18 protein-coding genes are annotated in these 19650 nt (G+C 50.5%); 5 read left to right on the top strand and 13 right to left on the bottom strand.

From position 1 onward, the window contains the following. Positions 1-25: 25 nt before the first annotated feature. The 7 genes from PT964_RS09525 to PT964_RS09495 form a co-directional block, all read right to left on the bottom strand. Positions 26-676 (bottom strand): amino acid ABC transporter permease, encoded by a 651-nt coding sequence (locus PT964_RS09525; protein WP_274363127.1) that lies wholly within the window; start codon positions 674-676, stop codon positions 26-28. After that, positions 664-1350, bottom strand: coding sequence for an amino acid ABC transporter permease (locus tag PT964_RS09520; RefSeq protein ID WP_274363126.1), 687 nt, complete (start codon positions 1348-1350; stop codon positions 664-666). The genes PT964_RS09525 and PT964_RS09520 overlap by 13 nt, the downstream gene beginning before the upstream one ends. A gap of 76 nt (positions 1351-1426) precedes the next feature. Then, the gene (locus PT964_RS09515) at positions 1427-2233 is read right to left on the bottom strand and encodes a transporter substrate-binding domain-containing protein (RefSeq protein ID WP_274363125.1); all 807 of its coding nucleotides are present in this window, start codon (positions 2231-2233) and stop codon (positions 1427-1429) included. A 23-nt stretch (positions 2234-2256) separates the two neighbouring features. Then, positions 2257-2985, bottom strand: coding sequence for an amino acid ABC transporter ATP-binding protein (locus tag PT964_RS09510; protein ID WP_274363124.1), 729 nt, complete (start codon positions 2983-2985; stop codon positions 2257-2259). A gap of 203 nt (positions 2986-3188) precedes the next feature. Continuing rightward, positions 3189-4145 carry a D-2-hydroxyacid dehydrogenase gene (locus tag PT964_RS09505; protein ID WP_274363123.1) on the bottom strand — a complete coding sequence of 319 codons (957 nt, stop codon included), beginning with the start codon at positions 4143-4145 and terminating at the stop codon, positions 3189-3191. A gap of 18 nt (positions 4146-4163) precedes the next feature. Continuing rightward, positions 4164-4997 carry a phytanoyl-CoA dioxygenase family protein gene (locus PT964_RS09500; protein ID WP_274363122.1) on the bottom strand — a complete coding sequence of 278 codons (834 nt, stop codon included), beginning with the start codon at positions 4995-4997 and terminating at the stop codon, positions 4164-4166. Positions 4998-5043: 46 nt separating this feature from the next. After that, positions 5044-7599, bottom strand: a complete 2556-nt coding sequence (locus tag PT964_RS09495) for a PEP/pyruvate-binding domain-containing protein (RefSeq protein WP_274363121.1) — start codon at positions 7597-7599, stop codon at positions 5044-5046. Between the two features lie 195 nt (positions 7600-7794). Between PT964_RS09495 and PT964_RS09490 the strand changes: the two genes are divergently transcribed. Continuing rightward, positions 7795-8730, top strand: a complete 936-nt coding sequence (locus PT964_RS09490) for an ABC transporter permease subunit (RefSeq protein ID WP_274363120.1) — start codon at positions 7795-7797, stop codon at positions 8728-8730. Further along, on the top strand, positions 8727-9647 hold the full coding sequence (locus tag PT964_RS09485; RefSeq protein ID WP_274363119.1) for an ABC transporter permease: 921 nt from the start codon (positions 8727-8729) through the stop codon (positions 9645-9647). Before PT964_RS09490 ends, PT964_RS09485 begins: the two co-directional genes overlap by 4 nt. A gap of 48 nt (positions 9648-9695) precedes the next feature. On the opposite strand, the gene PT964_RS09480 is transcribed toward PT964_RS09485, so the two are convergent. The 4 genes from PT964_RS09480 to aroC form a co-directional block, all read right to left on the bottom strand. After that, positions 9696-10445 carry a phytanoyl-CoA dioxygenase family protein gene (locus PT964_RS09480; protein WP_274363118.1) on the bottom strand — a complete coding sequence of 250 codons (750 nt, stop codon included), beginning with the start codon at positions 10443-10445 and terminating at the stop codon, positions 9696-9698. A 115-nt stretch (positions 10446-10560) separates the two neighbouring features. Beyond that, a complete protein-coding gene (locus PT964_RS09475) occupies positions 10561-11763 on the bottom strand; it encodes an enolase C-terminal domain-like protein (protein WP_274363117.1) in 1203 nt (400 codons plus the stop codon). 71 nt (positions 11764-11834) lie between these two features. Further along, positions 11835-12617, bottom strand: a complete 783-nt coding sequence (locus tag PT964_RS09470) for an SDR family NAD(P)-dependent oxidoreductase (RefSeq protein ID WP_274363226.1) — start codon at positions 12615-12617, stop codon at positions 11835-11837. A 377-nt stretch (positions 12618-12994) separates the two neighbouring features. Next, positions 12995-14050: a chorismate synthase gene (aroC, locus tag PT964_RS09465; protein WP_274363116.1), complete on the bottom strand. Its 1056-nt coding sequence runs from the start codon at positions 14048-14050 to the stop codon at positions 12995-12997. Positions 14051-14160: 110 nt separating this feature from the next. On the opposite strand from aroC, the gene PT964_RS09460 reads away from it, so the two are divergent. Further along, on the top strand, positions 14161-15057 hold the full coding sequence (locus PT964_RS09460; RefSeq protein ID WP_274363115.1) for a LysR family transcriptional regulator: 897 nt from the start codon (positions 14161-14163) through the stop codon (positions 15055-15057). 76 nt (positions 15058-15133) lie between these two features. On the opposite strand, the gene PT964_RS09455 is transcribed toward PT964_RS09460, so the two are convergent. After that, the gene (locus tag PT964_RS09455; protein ID WP_274363114.1) at positions 15134-15676 is read right to left on the bottom strand and encodes a 50S ribosomal protein L25; all 543 of its coding nucleotides are present in this window, start codon (positions 15674-15676) and stop codon (positions 15134-15136) included. Between the two features lie 309 nt (positions 15677-15985). Here PT964_RS09455 and PT964_RS09450 point away from each other — a divergent pair, with 309 nt between their 5' ends. Together PT964_RS09450 and PT964_RS09445 are read left to right on the top strand one after the other, a co-directional pair. Further along, positions 15986-16894: a mechanosensitive ion channel family protein gene (locus PT964_RS09450; RefSeq protein ID WP_274363113.1), complete on the top strand. Its 909-nt coding sequence runs from the start codon at positions 15986-15988 to the stop codon at positions 16892-16894. Between the two features lie 266 nt (positions 16895-17160). Further along, positions 17161-18447 (top strand): glycoside hydrolase family 18 protein, encoded by a 1287-nt coding sequence (locus PT964_RS09445; RefSeq protein WP_274363112.1) that lies wholly within the window; start codon positions 17161-17163, stop codon positions 18445-18447. A 120-nt stretch (positions 18448-18567) separates the two neighbouring features. On the opposite strand, the gene PT964_RS09440 is transcribed toward PT964_RS09445, so the two are convergent. Continuing rightward, positions 18568-19536 (bottom strand): aldo/keto reductase, encoded by a 969-nt coding sequence (locus tag PT964_RS09440; protein WP_274363111.1) that lies wholly within the window; start codon positions 19534-19536, stop codon positions 18568-18570. Positions 19537-19650 lie beyond the last annotated feature (114 nt).

Raw genomic sequence — 19650 nt, 5'->3', positions numbered from 1 at the left:
TGTCTCGTCCCGGAGCCATAGCATATTATGGATGCTTATGCTCCAGTCTTCGCGAAATGATTGAAAGCAAGTAATTTACGGCAAAATATAACACCGCCGCAAAGAGGAATGTCGGGATGACATAGTTGATGTTGTGGCCGTTTATGATTTGAACGTGATTCATCAGCTCCGGCAGCGCGATGACGACTGCCAGCGACGTATCCTTCAGCAGCGAAATGAATTGGCTGACCATCGGAGGCACCATGCGGCGAAGCGCGATCGGCAGCACGATGTGCCATAACGTCTGCGCCCGAGTGAGTCCGGAGGAACGTCCCGCTTCGACGAGACCTTTTTCCACCGAATTGAGTCCGCTTCGCACGATTTCGGAAATCATCGCGGATTCGAATATGACGAGCGCAGTAACCGCAGCCGTAAATTTATCGAGTCTGATCCCCACTTCCCGCAGGGCAAAATACGTGAAAAATATAATGAGCAGCAGGGGCAAATTCCGAATCGTCTCCACAAGAACGGCGAAAATCTTCGACAGCACCGGAACTTGGGCGTAGCGTACCGTTCCCACAATAACGCTAATGATAAAGCTCAATACGATCGATACGACCGCTACTTGGATCGTGAGCAGGAAGCCTTGCAGCAGAAAGTTTATATTCGCAGGAGATAATGCGCCTAAGAAGTCCATTGCGTGCTTCCTCCTCGCTGCGGTGAATCATATCTTTTTTCAAGGTAACGAACGCCGAAGCTGAGCGGAATCGTCAAAATCAAATAAAACACGGCGGCAAAAATATAGGTGCTGAACGTCTTGTACGTATCCGCGTTGATTAAATCGGCTTGATACATGAGATCGGCCGCGCTGATCACTGTAAAAATCGAAGTGTTTTTTACGAGGTTCAAAAATTGATTGCCGAGTGGCGGTACGACCATCTTGACCGCTTGCGGCAAAATGACGTGCCACATGGCCTGAATATACGTGAGTCCGGCGGAACGGGCCGCTTCCATCTGCCCTTTGGGAACCGCCATAATGCCTGCCCGAATCGCTTCGGCAATAAAAGCGGAAGTATAAACGCTTAGAGCCATCACGCCGGTAGTGAAATTATCGAATCGCACGCCCGTAAGCAGCGGAAAACCGACAAACACGAAAAATGCGATCAAGATAAGCGGGATATTCCGTATAAACTCCACATACGCCGTGCCGAACCATTGAAGCGGCTTAAAGGGGGTGATCCGGAACACCGCAATAATCGTGCCAAGAATGAAGCTTGCGACAAGGGATAAAACGCTTGCAAGTGTCGTTCCCCAAAAACCGGCCAAATAGCGGTCGAAATTTTCCGTGAGAACCGTTATATCGATGATCATATCCCTTTCCCTCCTTTATTCCGTAAGTAAGCACGATGGGGACGAGCGGTATGCGCTCATCCCCTCGAATGCTGCGTTATTGCGGTTTTTTGCCGATCCATTTCTCGTAAATCGCGTCGTATTCCCCGCTCTCTTTCAGCTCTTTCAACACGTCGTTTACGAGGTTGACGAATTCTTCGTCGCCTTTAGCAATACCGATGCCGTACGGCTCTTCCGTGAACGTTTCATCCAGCACGCGGAAATTCGGATCCTGCTTCGCCATGCCGAACAGCAATGCATTGTCGGTGGTCAGCGCGTCCCCTTGTCCGGCTTTCAACGCCGTGAATGCTTCGGCATAGTTTTCGAATTCGAGAACTTGCGCGTCCGGCGCCGCTTCGCGAATGTTGGCTGCCGATGTGGAGCCCTTCGCCGTCAGCACTTTCGAACCGGACGTCAAATCTTTAATGGAGTTGATCGGGCTGTCCTTAGGGACGAGCAGCGATTGTCCGGCAGTGAAGTATACGTCGGAGAAGTCGATCTCCTGCTTGCGTTCTTCCGTAATCGTCATCGTCGCCGCGATCAAGTCGATGTCGCCGTTCTGCAGCATCGGAATCCGCGTCTTCGAGGTCACTTCAACCAGCTCGATCGCGTTCTCGTCGCCAAGCACCTTCTTCGCGATTTGCTTGGCGATGTCGATGTCGAAGCCTTCGACATTACCCGTTGCCGGATCCTTCAGACCGAACAAGTTCAGATCGTACTTGACGCCTGCAACGACTTTGCCGCGCTCTTTAATCTTAGCGATCGTTCCTTTCTCGGCGGAACCTTGGGCTCCGCAGCCTGCCAGTGCTCCTACCGCCAATACGGCAGTCAATGCAATACTTACGACTTTGCCCCATCGTTTCATGTTCCAACAACCCCTTCTCCTATTTAGTGATTTAAAATACGGCTAAGGAACAAACGGGCGCGCTCCTCGCGCGGGTTTGCGAAAAACTCAGCCGGTGCCGCTTCCTCCACAATTTGACCGCGGTCCATGAACACGACCCGGTCGGCCACTTCTTTCGCGAATCCCATCTCATGGGTGACGACGACCATCGTCATCCCTTCGCGCGCCAGCCGTTTCATGACATCGAGCACTTCGCCGATCGTCTCCGGATCAAGCGCGGACGTCGGTTCGTCGAACAGCATAATCTTAGGCTTCATTGCAAGTCCGCGCGCAATCGCTACGCGCTGCTGCTGTCCGCCGGACAGCTGCGCCGGAAAAGCATGCGCTTTGTCGGGAATGCCGACCTTCTCCAGGTAAAACATCGCCGTTTTCTCGGCTTCTTCCTTCGTTTCCCCGGCTACTTTCACGGGGGCGAGCGTAATATTTTGCAATACGGTTTTATGAGGGTATAAGTTAAAATGCTGGAACACCATGCCGATATTCCGGCGCAGCTTGTTGATATCGGCGGATTTGTCGTTCACTCTCACACCGTCTACCAGCAACTCGCCGTCCGTGATCGTTTCGAGCCGATTGATGCAGCGAACCAACGTGCTTTTTCCGGAACCCGACGGGCCGATTACGACAACGACTTCGCCTTGTTGAATCGATAAGTTAATGTCCTTCAGTACATGAAAATTGCCGTAATGTTTGTTCACTTGATGAAAATGGATCATCGGACTCCCCCCTTCGCTGTCAGAATACATCACGCGTTACAAAGGATCGTAAACGCCAGCCTACGGAAAACTACGAAAACCTACACAAAATTTTAAAAAAAATTAAAAAATCAGTCACAATTGCTGACATAACGGGAACGTCAATGACATAGACGCACAAAAAAAGAGAGGGTATTCCCCTCCCTTATTGCGGTATCAATTTATTATTTATTCACAACGTTAACCGGCTTCCCGCTAAGAAACGCCCGGACGTTGCCTGCCGCAACCTCCATGAGCCGGCCTCTCGCTTCGCGCGTCGCCCATGCGATGTGCGGCGTAATGATGCAATTCGCCGCAGCGAGCAACGGGTGATTCGCCGGAAGCGGTTCTACCGACAAAACATCCAAGGCAGCGCCTGCAATGATGCCGCCGTTAAGCGCATCCGCCAAGTCTCGTTCCTTTATTAGCTTTCCTCGGGCGGTGTTGATCAGGAACGCCGACGGCTTCATTCGTTCAAGCAAGGAGCTGTCGATCATCCCTTCCGTTTCCGCTGTAAGCGGGCAATGAAGCGATACGACATCCGAAGTACGCACCAGCTCATCCAGCGAGACCATCCGCACCCCCTCTACCGGAGAAGGCTTTCCCGAACGTGTATAAGCGACCACATTCATGCGGAACGCCTGGGCGATTCTCGCGACCTGCTCTCCGATGCGTCCCATTCCTACAATACCTAACGTCTTGCCGGTCAGCTCGATAAGCTCCGATTTCCAGAAACTGAAATCGGCGCTGCTCGACCATTCGCCTCCGCGAGATGCGTCGCTGTGCATCCCGGTGCGGTGGCATAGCTCGAGAAGCAATGCGAATACCAGCTGCGCCACCGAATCCGTGCTGTATGCCGGCACATTCGTTACCGGGATTCGCAGAGCCGCCGCTTCCTCCACATCCACAACGTCGTAACCGGTCGCAAGCACCCCGATATACTTCAAGTTCGGCAGCTTTCTAAGCGTGTCGCCGCGCAGCGGAGTTTTGTTCGTCAGCACGAGCCCCGCATGCTGCGCACGTTCAATGATGAGATCGGGACTCGTCCGTTCGTAAACGGTAACGTCTCCCAACTCTTGGAGCGCACTCCAACTAAGATCGCCCGGGTTCAGCGTAAATCCGTCCAATACTACGATTTTCAAAATAACGTCCTCCGTCCTTTATAACGCCGACTCCGGTTGATGCTCTTTCAGCCATACACGTAATGGAACATCCGCATCCGTAGGCGAGTAGTATCCGTTGCAATTCACGCCCGCGCCGAGCAGCTGCCGTCGAATCGGATCGCAGCGTTCCCATAAATGCTGAACCGTCATATCGTCCTTCGTGCGAATCCAGCGATACCCGTACCCATAGAACAGCACTTTGCGCGTAATGTCCGACCAATTCGGCGAGGCGGCGTGCCACAGCCGTCTGTCAAAAAACACCGCCGTTCCGGGCTTCACGCATACGGGGATCGCTCCTTCGGGTTGTCCGTTCCTCTCTGCGGGCAGCTCGAGGGTGTCCTTCAAGTGACTTCCGGGCACAATCCAAAAATTCCCCCTGCCCGCTTCGGACGTATCGGACAAGAAATAGGCCACCTTCAGCGATAGACGCGGCCGCGGATGAGATTCCATCTCTACATTGACCCTGCCGCTGTCCTGATGCCATCCGAACGTTTTATCGTGCTTCTCTTGATTGGAGGGAGGAGTGACAATCATGTGCGCGTGATATAAATAAATGTTCCATCCGAGAATGCCCCACACCTTCGGCAAAACCTTCTCATAGTCCACCAGATTGAGGAACAAATCGTGATCCGGGATAAAGTTCGGATAAAACATCGCCGATTTCGGATCGTGTCCCTCGCCGAGCTTGCGTTCGTAGATACGGTCGGTTTCTTCCGTCAGCGCCGCGACCTGCTCAGGAGACAAGGCGTTCTCAACAATCAAATAGCCCGTTTCGTTAAACGTCTTTCGTTCGTCTTCCGTTAAAGCGTAACGCAAGCATGAAATGTCCACGAAATTGCCCTCCTAACGATTGATATCTTTTGATATAAGATATGAATTAACGGGCAATGCATATGAGCCGCTGCGTGACAATATCCGAGAACAGTTCCATCCCGTCCGTCGCGGCTATATGGATCACGTCGGAATACTGCGAGCTGCCCGGCAGGACGGATTCCAATATATTCTCACGTTCTAAAACGACTTCCGGACGGTATACCACATCGTCCCGCCCCGCAAAAACGGCCGAATAAAATATGCCCGTCTCCACCAAATCCTGAAAAAAGTGGCTGCCATAAGACAATTCGGGCATCAATCCTCCTTCGGCCGATGCGACCTCGCAGATGACCGACATGTTGCACAGCTCCGTGAAATGCACCGGGACGCCGAGCGACGGAGTCGTAGTGCCCCATCTACCGGGGCCTATGAGCATCGCATTTTTTCCTTTCAGCGCCGAATTGATTTTACCCACCTGCCTGGCCACCGCGTATTTCCCCTGCTCGTTGCGTTCCAAATAAGGCTTCGCATGGATAAACACGACATAGTCGATCGGCAGACGCACGTTCCCTCCCATAAAATTGCCGTTTGTAGAGAAGAAGCAGTTCCGCCCGTCCGACGCCTTCGGAAAAGCGATCGATTTCCCCAAGCCTCTCGTTTGCAGCGGACGGCATTGGACAAGATTTACCGTAAACCGCTTATCTTTCGTAAAATTCGCCGTAAACTCTATATCGACGGGATATTCATAAACGTTGGAAAGCAAAGACAGCATGTCTCGCATTAAAGAAGGAAATTCCGTATGCTTCAGCACCTGCTTAAAATCAAGTATATAGGGGGTATTCCGGTTCGTAATCCCGCGCTCCCTCAAGCGCTCCTCCGTCAGGTAGTCGACCGAAGCAAACAGGTCTTTATTTACCTTTACGTCATGCCGCATGATTTCATCCAAGCTGCACGTTGCGAGCCTGTTTTCTTTGATCGATAATACATCCACATCGTGCTGCGAAAACTTCTTCAAATCTTGAGCGTTCATTAGCGGCAAGCGCGAAGGATCATCGAGACTCACGATGCGAGCATAGTCGCCGACGGTACGATCTACCGCCCTAGTGCCCAGCCCGAACACCAGCCTCAGCATACCTGCATCCATATCGATGCTCTTGTCCCACACATACAGATTCGATGAATTTCCGACGCCTGCAATGTGCGGGAAAAATACGTCGTTATAATGATCGCCGGAGACGCGCTGCACGAGGATGGCCATCTGCTCGTCTTTTTCCGCAAGCCCCCGATTCATTCGATACGCGAGCGCATCCTCGTTCATGGTGCTGGCATATACGGTTCGGACCGCCTGTTCGAACGCCTCGCAGCGCTCTTCCAACGTTCCCTGATTGACGCAGAATACGCTTTCGTACTTCCCGGCGAAGGCGTTGCCGAAATTATCCTCAAGCAAGGAGCTGGAGCGTACGATGATGGGGGATTGTCCGAAATATTCCAGAACTTGAACGAATTGCTCCCGAATATGATCCGGAAACTTTCCGCCGAGCATCTTTTCTCTCAGCTCAGGCGCGTATTTATAATAGCCCCTCTTCGTCTTTTGCTTTGTGCGCAGCTTCCACCAGCCGTTCTGAACAATATAAGTGTAAAAGACATCGGACCCGATATAGAAGGAATCGTGGGGCTCCATATAAGGAGCGAACCGCCCTTCCCCGTCTCGTTCGATAATTTTCCTTGCGAGCAGCATTCCGACGCTCTTCCCCCCGATAAAGCCGCTGCCCACCTCCCGCGATGCGATCTTTAGAATGTCGGACAACGTGAAATACCGGTCGCACAGCTCGAACATTTTGGATTCGCTGCCGATGAGCATCCGCATTAACAGCCGCTTGGCCGCCTCTTTATGTTCCGGATCCGTAACAAGAACTTCTTCCGCGTTTTTAAACAGGGCATCCCAGTAATCCAGCCGCTCCTCCCCGCGCCGGATGCTGGAAAACAGCTTCGTCGCTTCAACGCTGGACGTAATGGGAGCGGCTTTCTGCCCCTGGATCAGATGCGGGAAAAACATCGTTGAGGAATATCGATTCCACACCTTTAACGGATGGATATAGTAATTGTGGTTTACTTGGTATAAATCCAGCAACAGCTGGGTCGTTTCGCGAATTCTGCCGATGGTGCCGTAGGTGTGGACGTTGCGGATGACGGCAAAATACGCAATCGTTTCCAGTTCAAATAAAAGCGGGCATGTAACCGTAAAGAAATTCCCGATCATCAAATCGGAATGCCAGTATTCCAGCAATTCCGTCAAGCAGTCGAAAATATAGAACGTTCCTTTGCCTTCTTTTTCTATTAGGTGATTCACGGCCAAGGCAAAGCTTTCGAAGCCGTTCTGCGCCATCAAATGATATACTTTAATCCCATCGAAATTGTCCAAAATCGGAGGATGGCTGCCAAAACGCACATAAACCAGCTTTCTCCCATCCAGCTTAGCCTGTGTCACGTAAGGATCGACCATCATCCGATAGCTCGAAACCGAATCCACCTGCCACACTACATTGTCGCCTAGACGAAGGTAATCGATCGCTTGATCGAACCCTTTTAACCCCGTGCTGACCTTCTCGTGAAAATTCATACTGAAGCCCTCCCTCGCCCTTGCGGACGGAGCAATGATGTCCTAATGGTCATTATACTCTTCGGCAAAAATGAAGTCATTTATTTGATCTGGCAAGAAAATTCACGTAGTGTTACAATTCTTGTGTAAAATCCTTCCATAATCGGAAACAACTTATTCCAATTGAATATTTCAGTCGGAAAGGATAAATCTCCTATGGCAAAAATACTAAAAAAAGCGTTGGTTCTGCCTTCGGTGATTGTTTTTGTTTTCATTCTCTCCATGATGCCGCTCGTTATTTTTACTCCAAGAGAGTTTGAGGTCGATCCCCTTATGGGAGAACGCACAGCGGCGCAGCTTGATCGGATTGATTTTATGTGGTCGAACGGGTTTCAAGCGATTCGAGATTATATTAACGGCGTGAAAGGCGGCGAATCGTTCCGGTTTTACTCCGGAATGAACGAATATTCGTTCTGGCAAGAAATTGGCGGTTATTTGAAGATGTCGATGTTTTATGTTTCGTTCGGGACCATTGTCGGGCTAACGGCCGGCATTATGTTCGGTATTGGCTTCGCTCTCTTCCGAAATGAATGGGTAAAGCGAACGATGGAAATGATCGGCGTATTCCCGGATTTCATGTTGATCATTTTGCTTCAATTCGTAATCGTGCAAATCGCGAAAGAAACGGGTTTCGTTCTTTTTAAGGTAGCGAACGTATACGGAAGTCAGCCTGCGGCAATCGCCTTGCCCATTGTGTCCATGATTGTCATTCCCGGCTTGTATATTGCCAGAAACGTCGCCGTACATATGCGCTTTACACTGGCGGAGGATTATATTTCGGCAGCCAAGTCCCGAGGACTGGGGAAGCTATACATCACTTTTTTCCACGCCCTTCCGAACGTGCTGCCGTTCATTAAAGCGGATTTGCATAAGTTCATGGGGATTTTAATGGGGAATCTTTTTATCGTAGAGTATCTCTATAATATAAAAGGAATCACGAAGCTGTTATTCAAAGATGCAATGATCTCCATAGCCGGTTATCAGTTCGCCCTCGTCGTAAACGGAATGATTTGTTTACTGCTGATATACGGCGTTTTGTACTTTCTGCTGCGAATGTACTTATTCGGTTGGGAGAAGGTGTTTGCGCGATGAACCGCACGTTGACCGCCGGGATGGCCATCACATTACTTATGATCGTTACGGCATTTTTCGGACCTTTATTTGCACCCTACGATCTGGAGATCCAAGTCAAAAGTGAATTGACGATTAGTGAAGACGGCAACTGGGATATGGTCGGCCCGCCGCTTCCTCCCAGTGCTGCATTTCCGTTGGGAACCGATCTGAGCGGACGCGATCTGTTGACCCTCATGCTGCATGGGGCGAAGTACACGCTCTTTTTTTCGTTGGCTGTTGCCCTGGCGAGAGTGGGCATTGGCGGATTCATCGGCGCTGTTCTTGGATATAACGCGAAGGCGGATGTCGGCAAGGTAAAGAAAGCTTCCTCCTGGGGAGTGTTGAACGGTATTCCGGCCTTTCTTGTCGTTTGGTTTATTTTGTACAGCATATCGTTTAATCCTTCCGTTTCTGCTTGGAAGCTGTCGGCCATAACGGCCGTCTTATTCATTGTCCTCGGTTTGCCGAGCATCGTATTTAGCGTGAAGGATAAAACGATCGAAATCAAAAAAAGGCCGTTCATCCTCGCGTCAAAATCGATAGGAGCCGGCCGATTTCGGATCATTTGCACTCATATTTTCCCGCATTTGAAGGAAGGGTTTCTGATATTAATTGTAAATGAAGTGATCTTGACGCTGTCGCTGCTCGGCCAATTGGCAATCTTCGATCTATTCATAGGCGGTACGGTCATGAGCTACGACACCAATAAGTATTTCAGCCGCACATACGAATGGGCAGGGTTGATCGGTGCGGCAAGAAACGGTTTTCTAGTGCACCCGTGGATCTTATTTGTTCCGTTGACCGCATACGGTATCTTGTTAGTAGGTTTTTATTTCATTTCCAAGGGATTGGAGACACGATATAAAGATACCTACAGCAGATATAGTCAAGTGTAAATATCAAACCGTCAGGAAGCCGATCTTCCTGACGGTTTTTAATAGTCCCTATTCTTCGATAATTTCCCGAATCCCCGGCCAATCGAGCCAAATATTCGTCATAGGCGGGTACAGCTCATGGTCCACACGAGTTAAGCGGTAAAAACAAGCGTATCGGGTATGCGGCGATACGTTCGGAGCGGCTCCGTGCGCAATCTGATAATGCACCAGCACCGCGTCTCCCGCTTTGCCGGTAATTTGTACGGGCTCCGGCAGTTCAACCGGAGGCATTCCTTTCAGAAGCGATTCCGGGCCATGTTCTCTGAAATACTGCTCGTAGATCCGATGAGTCCCCGGCCATACCGTAAAGTTACCGGAATAAGGTTCTGGAGTATCGCTTAAGAAAATGCCCACCAATGCGGTAAAAGTGGAGATCGTACCCTCTTCCATTCCGTTCAGCGGCGTATACATGCCGTCCAGATGCGGGGACGGTTTTCTTGGCGGATCCTGCATGCTCGGGAATCGGAGCGCGATCTGCCCGCCTCCCACCGGCTTGAGTTGACCTTTGCCGATGACGGATTCCGCCAAATCCGAGATCGGGGTTTTGTTGTACAAATCCGCAATCACCGGCGAATTTACGAGCTCGGGACAGTAGGATTGCGATCGGAACGTCGGCATATCCGATACGTTCATGCCTTCGCCGACGGAATGGTTAATCGCTTGCAGCGCTTTGTCAATCATAACCTTCGGCACGACGCCGGGAATCTTTATGTAGCCGTTCTCCAAAAACTGCTTTTTCTGCTCGTACGTTAGTTTCAAAAATGTTACCTCCATTCACATGTATTGTCTTGTTCTCCATTTCGCTGTCGATCGCAGGATTCCTTTTTTATTTCTTAAAAATTCCAACCTGTGATTTCTTCATCGGAACTCACTTTTACGGTCTGACGGACGTGCCGTCCGGGGTGCGCGCTAACGTCCATTCGGGCAGCTTGTTGTGACAAGGAAACTTCGCCGCTAATTGTTCATCGATATCGATGCCGAAACCGGGGGCTTCATTTACATACGCATAGCCGTTCTTTATTTCCGGACAGCCCGGGAACACCTCTTTCATCCGCTCCGAGAAGCCGCTCCATTCCTGGATTCCGAAGTTAGGCGCCGCCAAATCAAGGTGGATGTTGGCGGCATGCCCTACAGGAGAGACGTCGCCGGGTCCATGCCATGCGGTGCGAACCCCGAAAGCTTCGCATAAAGCGGCTAACTTTCTGGCCGGTGTCAGCCCGCCTATGGCGCTTATGTGGCAGCGGATATAATCGATCAATTTTTCAGCGATTAACGGCGTCCATTCCATAGGATGTACGAACAGCTCCCCCATCGCCAGAGGGGTTGCGCTTTGCGCCCGCATTATTCGGAACCATTCGATCTGCTCCGGCGGCAATGCGTCTTCCAGGAAAAACAAACGGTAAGGCTCCAGCTGCTTTGCCATACGAACGGCCTCGATCGGCGACACGCGTTCATGAATATCATGCAGCAGCTCGATTTCGAAGCCCACTTCATTTCTTATATGCTCGAACAAACGCGGAACGCTTCGCGCATAGGCGTCAGGATCGTAATAAGCTCCGGGCAGCGCGTTGTCCGGGGAATGTATCAATTGCTCCCGCCCGCCGTAGCCCCCCATTTGGCAACGAATATACCGGTAGCCTTGCTCCATATATCGTCTGACGTTATTCTCTACTTCCCGGACGTCCCTGCCGTCCGCGTGTCGATACACCGCCGCCGCTTCACGGCACTTGCCGCCCAGCAGCTGATACACAGGCATTCCCGCGAGCTTTCCTTTTATGTCCCATAATGCCATGTCTACTCCCGAGAGCGCGTTGTTCAATACCGGTCCGTTGCGCCAGTAGGAGTTGACCATTGCAGACTGCCAAATATCCTCAATCCGCTGCGGATCCTTCCCGATCAGAAACGGCTTCATATAATCTTCGATCGCCGACTGCACGGAAAGGTAACGCTGCGTAAACGTGGCACAGCCAAGACCGTATAAACCGGGTTCGTTCGTCTCGATCTTTACGACGACAAGATTGATCCCGTCCGGGGCCGTTACGATCGCTTTTACATCTCTAATCATTAATTCCGTCACGATTTTTCATCTCCTAACGATTAACCGGATGAATAATTAAACGAGTGAATGATTCATTATGCTGCGTTTCCTTATATGCGCCCCCAACCCAAGCTTGCATCGGCGTTCACGTGCTCAGGCATTCCGGGCAAAATGAGTCCGCCGTCCACCCGAATCGTCGTTCCCGTTATGTAAGAAGCGGCATCGGATGCAAGCCATACCGCCGCACTTCCGATATCGTCGGGCGTTCCGACTCTCCCTAACGGAATTTTTTCGCCGAGTTTTTCGTAGAATTCGTTATTACCGTCCCTTACTTTAATTGCGCCCGGGGCAATGCAGTTTACGCGAATATGGTGGGACGACAATTCAAGCGCAACGGATTGGGAAGCGCGAATGAGCGCAGCTTTCAAACCGCCGTACACGGAATCGACAGGATATGCTCTCTCTCCGCGGCTTGATGCGATATTGACGATGCTGCCATGAATGCCTTGATCGATCATATGCCGGCCGACGGACTGCATCAGCAGCATCGGCGCTTTAAAATTGAGATTGATCAGTTTATTCAATTTGTCCATGCTCATCTCTACAATCGGGCTGAATATAGATACTCCGGCGTTGTTTACAAGAACATGAATTTTCTCGAAAGCTTCAATGGCGTCTTGTGCAAGTTTTCCCGGCGCGTCTTCCCTCTCTAGATTTGTCTGAAAGACAACGCACTTTCTCCCGTATAGCCGGCGAATGACATCCGCCACATTCTCGGCTTCCTCCGGCTCATTCACATGGCTGATCGCAAGGTTGTAGCCGCTTCCGGCCAGCGCCAAAGCAATTCCTTTGCCGATTCCCATACTCGCGCCTGTGACAAGCGCATTTTTCATTTCCAATAATGCCCGCCCCCGTCCGTTTTTTTTAAAAGTATATGAACGAATAGAGTAGGTAGTCCTTCCGTTTTGAATGCAGCATAAAAGGACAATTGCAAGTACATGCGGACGATCGTTATAACGGACATAGATGCAGCTATTCGGCGTTTTGAATGGAGTTTGCAGTTGTAACGGACACCACTGCAGCTATTGCCTTGACAAAACAAGGATAAGCGCCAAAAAACGGGGTTTAGCGTCTGGTGTGTCCGTTAGCGGTTTGACAGTGGGTAAATTGGCGATTTAACGTCTGTGGTGTCCGTTAGCACCGCGGGGAGTAGCGAGGGACGGTGAGAACCAGTGGGGAAATTGTAAAGAACTTAACCGTTTCGGATCGGTTAGTCCAGTAAAGCTGCCTGCCGCTTGTAATAGTCTTCAATGACCATACATGCCATCGCTTCAATTACTGGCACAATTCGGGGACAAATACACGGATCGTGTCTGCCGATGGTAGTAATTACCCGTTCATTGCCTTCCGCGTCGACCGTTTGCTGGGGAACGGAAATAGACGAAGTCGGCTTAACGGCAACTCGGAATACGATGTCCGCGCCATTGCTGATGCCGCCAATGATCCCGCCTGCATGGTTCGTCCGATATCCCTTTGAGTCCATCTGATCGTTATGTTCGCTGCCGCGCATGAATGCCGACTTGAACCCGGTTCCGAATTCAATGCCTTTCACAGCCCCGATGGACAGCATTGCCTTTGCCAATTCCGCGTCTAATTTATCGAACACAGGCTCGCCTAGTCCCGCCGCGACACTGCTAATACGGCATTCTACAATGCCCCCGCAGCTATCGCCCATGGCAGCGAGTTCTTCGATCCGCTCGATCATTCGTTCCGCCGCCGCCGAATCGCACGCCCGAACCGCATTCCGCTCAATGGCATCGGCATCGAACGTTTCGCAATGGATACCGCCGATCATTGTAGTATACGCCGCTATTGAGACGCCTCTAAGCTCCAACAGTTTACGCGCCACCGCTCCTGCAGCGACCCTTGCGGCCGTCTCTCTCCCCGAAGCTCTCCCGCTGCCTCGATAATCGCGGAATCCATATTTCTTTTCATATACGTAATCCGCATGCCCGGGCCTGTACATCGATTTGATTTCGTCATAGGCCGACGGCCGCATATCCGTATTGTTCAGTAGAATACAAATCGGCGTCCCCGTTGTTTTGCCTTCGAACAGTCCCGATACGATGCGAATCTTGTCATATTCCTTCCGGGTTGTCGTGACGGAGGATTGCCCCGGCCGTCTGCGATCCATCTGCATTTGAATATACATTTCGTCCAATTCGACACCAGGCGTAACGCCTTCTACAATGACACCAACCGCTTCTCCGTGCGATTCTCCGAATGTGGTCATTTTTAACCGCTCTCCAAACGTACTCCCAGACATATGACTACCCCCGACTCTCGTATTGATTACTTCTCCATTAGTTTAAAGGTATAATTGGCATAAAAGAAATTGCATTTTTATATGTTTGTCATAGAGAGGATCAATGTCATATGAACGTAAACATCGAATGGTATCGTATTTTTCTGCATGCTGCGGAGGCTCATAATCTGACCAAAGCAGCGCAAAAACTGCATATGACGCAGCCTTCTGTGAGCTATGCAATGAAACAGCTTGAAGGATCGCTGGGAGTCGAGCTGTTCGAGCGGTTATCCAAAGGAGTTCGGTTAACGGAGGAAGGGCAAGTCTTGTGCCGGCATATCCGGCAAGCCTTTACGCAACTCGACGCTGCCGAGCGTCACATAAACAATATGAAGCGCCTGAATGAAGGTCGAATACGGATCGGAGCGAACGGGGCAATCGTCAAACATTTCCTCCTCTCCTCGCTTGAATCGTATCATGCACGGTTTGCGGACATCCGGATTCAGCTGTCTCAAGATCGGACGAGCCGTGTCTTGGAACGGTTAAAGCAAGGCTCTTTGGATGTTGGCTGCATTTATTTGCCTGTTACGGACGAAGAGATCGAAGTCGTCGCTTCCTATACAACATCGTATTGCGCGGTAGCAGGAGCGGCATTCGCGGATCGATCGCCAGTACCTCTGTCAGCGGAACGGCTTGCAATGCTTCCTCTTTTGATGCTCACTCCCGGCAGTTCGACTCGCTCCTTTATTGAAGCGTGGTTTCGCTCCCAAGGCGTTGAGGCGGAAGCCGACTTCGAACTGAACAGCCTGGAAATGATTGCCGAATTCGCCGAACGCGGATTTGGGGCTGCATTTTTGCCTAGGAGCTTTGTGGCGTCCCGAATTGCCGACGGTTCGTTAATAGAGCTTCGCACGGAGGTGCCGCTGCCCGATCGACAAATTGGGATCGCTGTCCGGAAGCATTCTTCCCCCTCCCTTGCCACGAAGGCGTTTTTGGGAATGATGCCGAACCTGCAAAGCGGTTCATAAACACCGGGAAATAAAAATAGCCGTGCCTGCAACCAAGCTGCAAGCACGGCCGAATATTTATCTACGAAACTATCGGTTATTTCACAACGTTGAGAAGAAACTCGTGAGGCTCGGAAACGACGGTCACTTCCGCTGAAAACTCCACATCTTTTACAAGCACAGCGTCACCCACGTTCATCGCGCTTATGTCCATTTCTATTTCCGGCGGCAAATGCTGAGGCAAAGCTTCCACTTCGATAAAAGAGCTCTGAATTTGCACAATCCCGCCTTGCTTCGTACCGATCGGCGTCCCTTTAAACTTGACGGGGATTTTGGTTCGTACCATCGTATTCGTCTGCACCCGCTGGAAATCGACATGAATCGGTTCCCGAGTCCGCGGATCGCGCTGGAAGTCCTCCAACAATACGGAAATGGCGCTGCTCCCTTCCACTTGCAGCTCGATTACGCCGGACCCGCCTTGCCTCAACCATTTTTGAAATTGACTGGTAGAAATATGGATCATCTCGTTATCCGCATTTTTGCCGAAAACAACACTTGGCAAGCGGCCGGATTTCCGCAGATTTTTAAGTCCCGATGCGTTCAAATGTGTGCGCTTATTTGCTTGTAAACGGATCGTCATGCTATTCGCTCCTCTTTATAGTTTGATTTATACGATCTTCTTTCGGCCGCAAAATCTCCCCGTAACGGGGAACCAAAGAGAAACATAGCATCACCACCTCCGATGTCCCGATCCTATGAGACATTAAATGTAAAATTCCCAGTAATAAGCATCAAGGCACCCCGCTCTTATGGAGCGGAATGCCTATGGGAATGATATCAAGATACCATAAATACCAAGGATTGTCTAATACGGTATAGCTTCTTTATTTTGAACTTCCGAAGCATATATATTAAAATGAACGGAAATTCAGTTTTCGGAGGTTGATTTATGGAATGGCTGCAACAGGATAACTTGTCGGATTATTTTACTTTGGAATTTTGGACGCCCTATGTGATACTGCTCTTAAATAAGTCGCTAGTTCTTGTCTTTGTTTTCATTCTTACTTGGCTGGCTCTTAAAGTTCGGAAAATCGTTATATCTCGCATCTTTATATTTACCCGCTTGGATGTAAAACAAAAAAATACGCTAGAATCGCTATTATTGTCGTTTACTAAATACGTCTTATTCATCATCGCAATGCTCATGTGTTTAAGCAATCTGGGACTTGAAGTCGGACCGATCATTGCGGGAGCGGGAGTATTAGGCTTGGCGATCGGCTTTGGAGCTCAAACGTTAGTCAAAGATTTAATCACCGGCTTTTTCATCATCTTTGAAGATCAATTTTCGGTCGGGGACTATGTCACGATTAACAACGGACAAATCAACGGAACGGTTGTCAGTGTCGGGCTTCGCGCTACCAAAATTAGAACTTGGGCTCAACATGTCGTCGTCATTCAAAATTCCGAAATTAAAGTCAGTCAAAACTATAACCGTGAAAGAATGAGAGCGATCGTTAACGTAACGGTTCCTTATGAAACGGATCCTTCCGAGATCGAGAAAGCCGTTCATTCCGTTTCCTCTCGGTTAGTGACCCAAATGAAGCATCTTTTTTTGTTGGACGACAAAGAGCAGGCTATCGAACCTCCGCAGCTTTACGGGATTACCGACGTGGAAAACAATGCGCTTGGCGCCAAATATACAGTAGTCAGCTTGGTCAAGGATGATCATTACTGGACCGCATGCAAAGAAATACGTAAAGCACTTATTCAGGAGTTGAAAACGAGCGGCATCCACATCTCTTATCCGCGCAGGGTGGAACGGAAAGATTTCGAAATATTTTACAATTCAACGCCATAAACGAAGAGGGACATCCCCCATGAATTGATCGCGGGTGTCCCTTCTTTTTTATACCTTTCTTTAGGATTCCTTTTATAATAACTCCACTAATTCACTTAATTTGTTTATCGTATATTTCGGCTTCGCGGTTAATCCTTCCTTCCACGGCTGACTCTCCATAAAAATGAATGCGTATCGGCTACATTTTCAACAATTCCGCGAACACCTATTTAACACCATAAGAATATAGTGAAAAAAACGATTCTGTAAATACATGGAGGTTCGCTATGCAAATCCATGTTGTGATGCCCGGACAATCCCTTTACGGCATATCGCAGGCATACGGCGTAACCGTACAAGTGATTACGAGTGCAAATGAAATATCTGCGGAAGACACGCTCGTCGTCGGCCAGGCGCTTGTCATTCCGATTACGGGGCGATACTACTGGGTCCGGCGGGGAGACAGTTTATATTCGATCTCGAGAAGGTTCGGCGTGCCGGCTGCAACGATCGCTGAGGTTAACAGGCTTCAGGCCGATCGGCCGCTGCAGGTCGGCTTGCGGTTGTACATCCCCCCGGCTCCCAAGCGAAATGCGGAAGTTAACGCCTACGTCGAGCCGCGCGGAGAGCAGTTTGCGCAAAATTTGATTAATGCCTCAAGGGAAGCTGCTCCTCATCTCACGTATTTGGCCCCTTTCAGCTTCCGCATTCACCGCGACGGCTCGCTTGTCGCCCCGCCGCTCGATAACCTGCGTCAAATCGCCGACAGTCAGAACGTGACACTCATGATGGTGTTAAGCAATCTGGAGGAGGATCGGTTCAGCGCTGAATTAGGACACATATTACTAAACAACGAGCAGGTACAAACGGCATTTTTGAACAATATTGTCCGCACGGCGAAACAGCTCGGATTCCGGGACATCCATTTCGACTTGGAATTTATTCGGCCTGCGGATCGGGAAGCTTACAATCGGTTTCTTCGCAGAGCCTCCGAACGTCTTCACCAGGAAGGGTTCCTCATGTCAACGGCATTGGCACCCAAAACAAGCGCCGCGCAAACCGGGGAATGGTATACCGCTCACGACTATAGGGCCCACGGACAATATTCCGATTTTGTCGTAATTATGACGTATGAATGGGGATACAGCGGCGGACCGCCGATGCCGGTTTCACCGATTGAACAAGTGCGCCGTGTACTGACTTACGCGGTTACCGAGATGCCGGCTTCGAAAATTATGATGGGACAAAATTTGTACGGCTACGATTGGACGCTCCCTTATGTCCCCGGAGGGCAATATGCCAGAGCGTTAAGTCCGCAAGCGGCCATCGCCTTGGCGCGAAGGGAGCATGCCGCGATTCAGTACGACTCCCGCGCGCAAGCTCCGTTCTTTAACTATACGGATAATGCGGGTAAAGCGCACAGAGTTTGGTTTGAGGATGCGAGATCGATTCAGGCCAAGTTCGACCTCATTAAGGAGCTTGGGCTGAGGGGCATTAGCTACTGGAAACTGGGACTTAGCTTCCCGCAAAATTGGCTGCTGCTGGAAGATAATTTTAATGTTGTAAAAAGATAATTCCGTTACAAAAATCAATCGAAAGAACCGTCATGGAACCATTCGTTCACGACGGTTCTTTTGCGCAATCTTGTCGAAAATTCGTATATCGCGCGCTTTCTCGGGAAATACTCGGACGGCTTACGCTTCTTCCGAACGGTCCGTAGCAGGCGGCGGGTCGATCGATAACGCCGATATTTCTTGCCGCCATTCCGGAGTCATATCGATCCGCAGCGAATCGAGCGACGGCTCCAATTGTTCTACGCTGCGGGCTCCGATGATCGGCGCCGTAATGCCGGGATGCGACCTCGCCCACGCCACCGCGAGCGTTGCCGGGTGAATGCCACGCTCGTTCGCATAAGCTGTGAATCGATCCGCTATTTCGTAATATTGATGTTCGCGGTATCGGCGCGCGTAATTGTCCTGCTCGACGATCCGGCCGGATTCCGGTCTTTTGCCGACTCCGTACTTTCCGGTCAGCAATCCGCCTCCAAGCGGACTGTAGGGAATTACACCGATTCGTTCCGATTGAGCGAGCGGCAGCAGCTCGACCTCGGCTTGCCGCTTCACAAGGTTGTACATAGGCTGCATACACTCGAACCGCGCGAGGCTTTCCTTCGCCGAAATGCCGAGTGCTTTCGCGATCTGCCAGGCCGCCCAGTTGCTGACCGCCGGGTATAGTATTTTGCCTTGGCGCTGCAAATCGTCCATTGCGCGAATGGTTTCTTCGATCGCCGTCGCGGAGTCGAACTGATGTACAAAGTAAAACTCGATCCGATCGGTGCCCATTCGTCTCAAGCTCTCGTCGATGGCTAACGCTATATGACGGCGGGATAAACCTCTGTCGTTAACGCCGGATCCCATATTGCCGTACACCTTCGTCGTAAGCACCACTTCATCCCGGTGGCCCCGGATGCAGCGGCCCAAAATCTCCTCTGCCCTCCCGCCGTTATACACGTTAGCGCAGTCGAAGAAGTTGATGCCGGCTTCGCGGCAGCGGCGGTACATTGCCATCGACTCCGTTTCATCGGCATTGCCTCCGAACGACATCGTGCCGAAGCAAAGACTCGACACCCGAATTCCCGTTCTCCCTACAACGCGGTATTCCATAGGTAACAACCTCCAATCGAGAATGTTTCCTTTATTGTACTAGTTTTACTCTTCGTAAAACACACCGAAGACGATAAAAAACATCCCGAATCGATCGTTTGGGATGTTTCCTTG

The organism is Paenibacillus thermotolerans (assembly GCF_028745515.1).
Taxonomy (GTDB): Bacteria; Bacillota; Bacilli; order Paenibacillales; family YIM-B00363; genus Paenibacillus_AE; species Paenibacillus_AE thermotolerans.
This window is presented reverse-complemented; position numbering and strand designations above follow the sequence as displayed.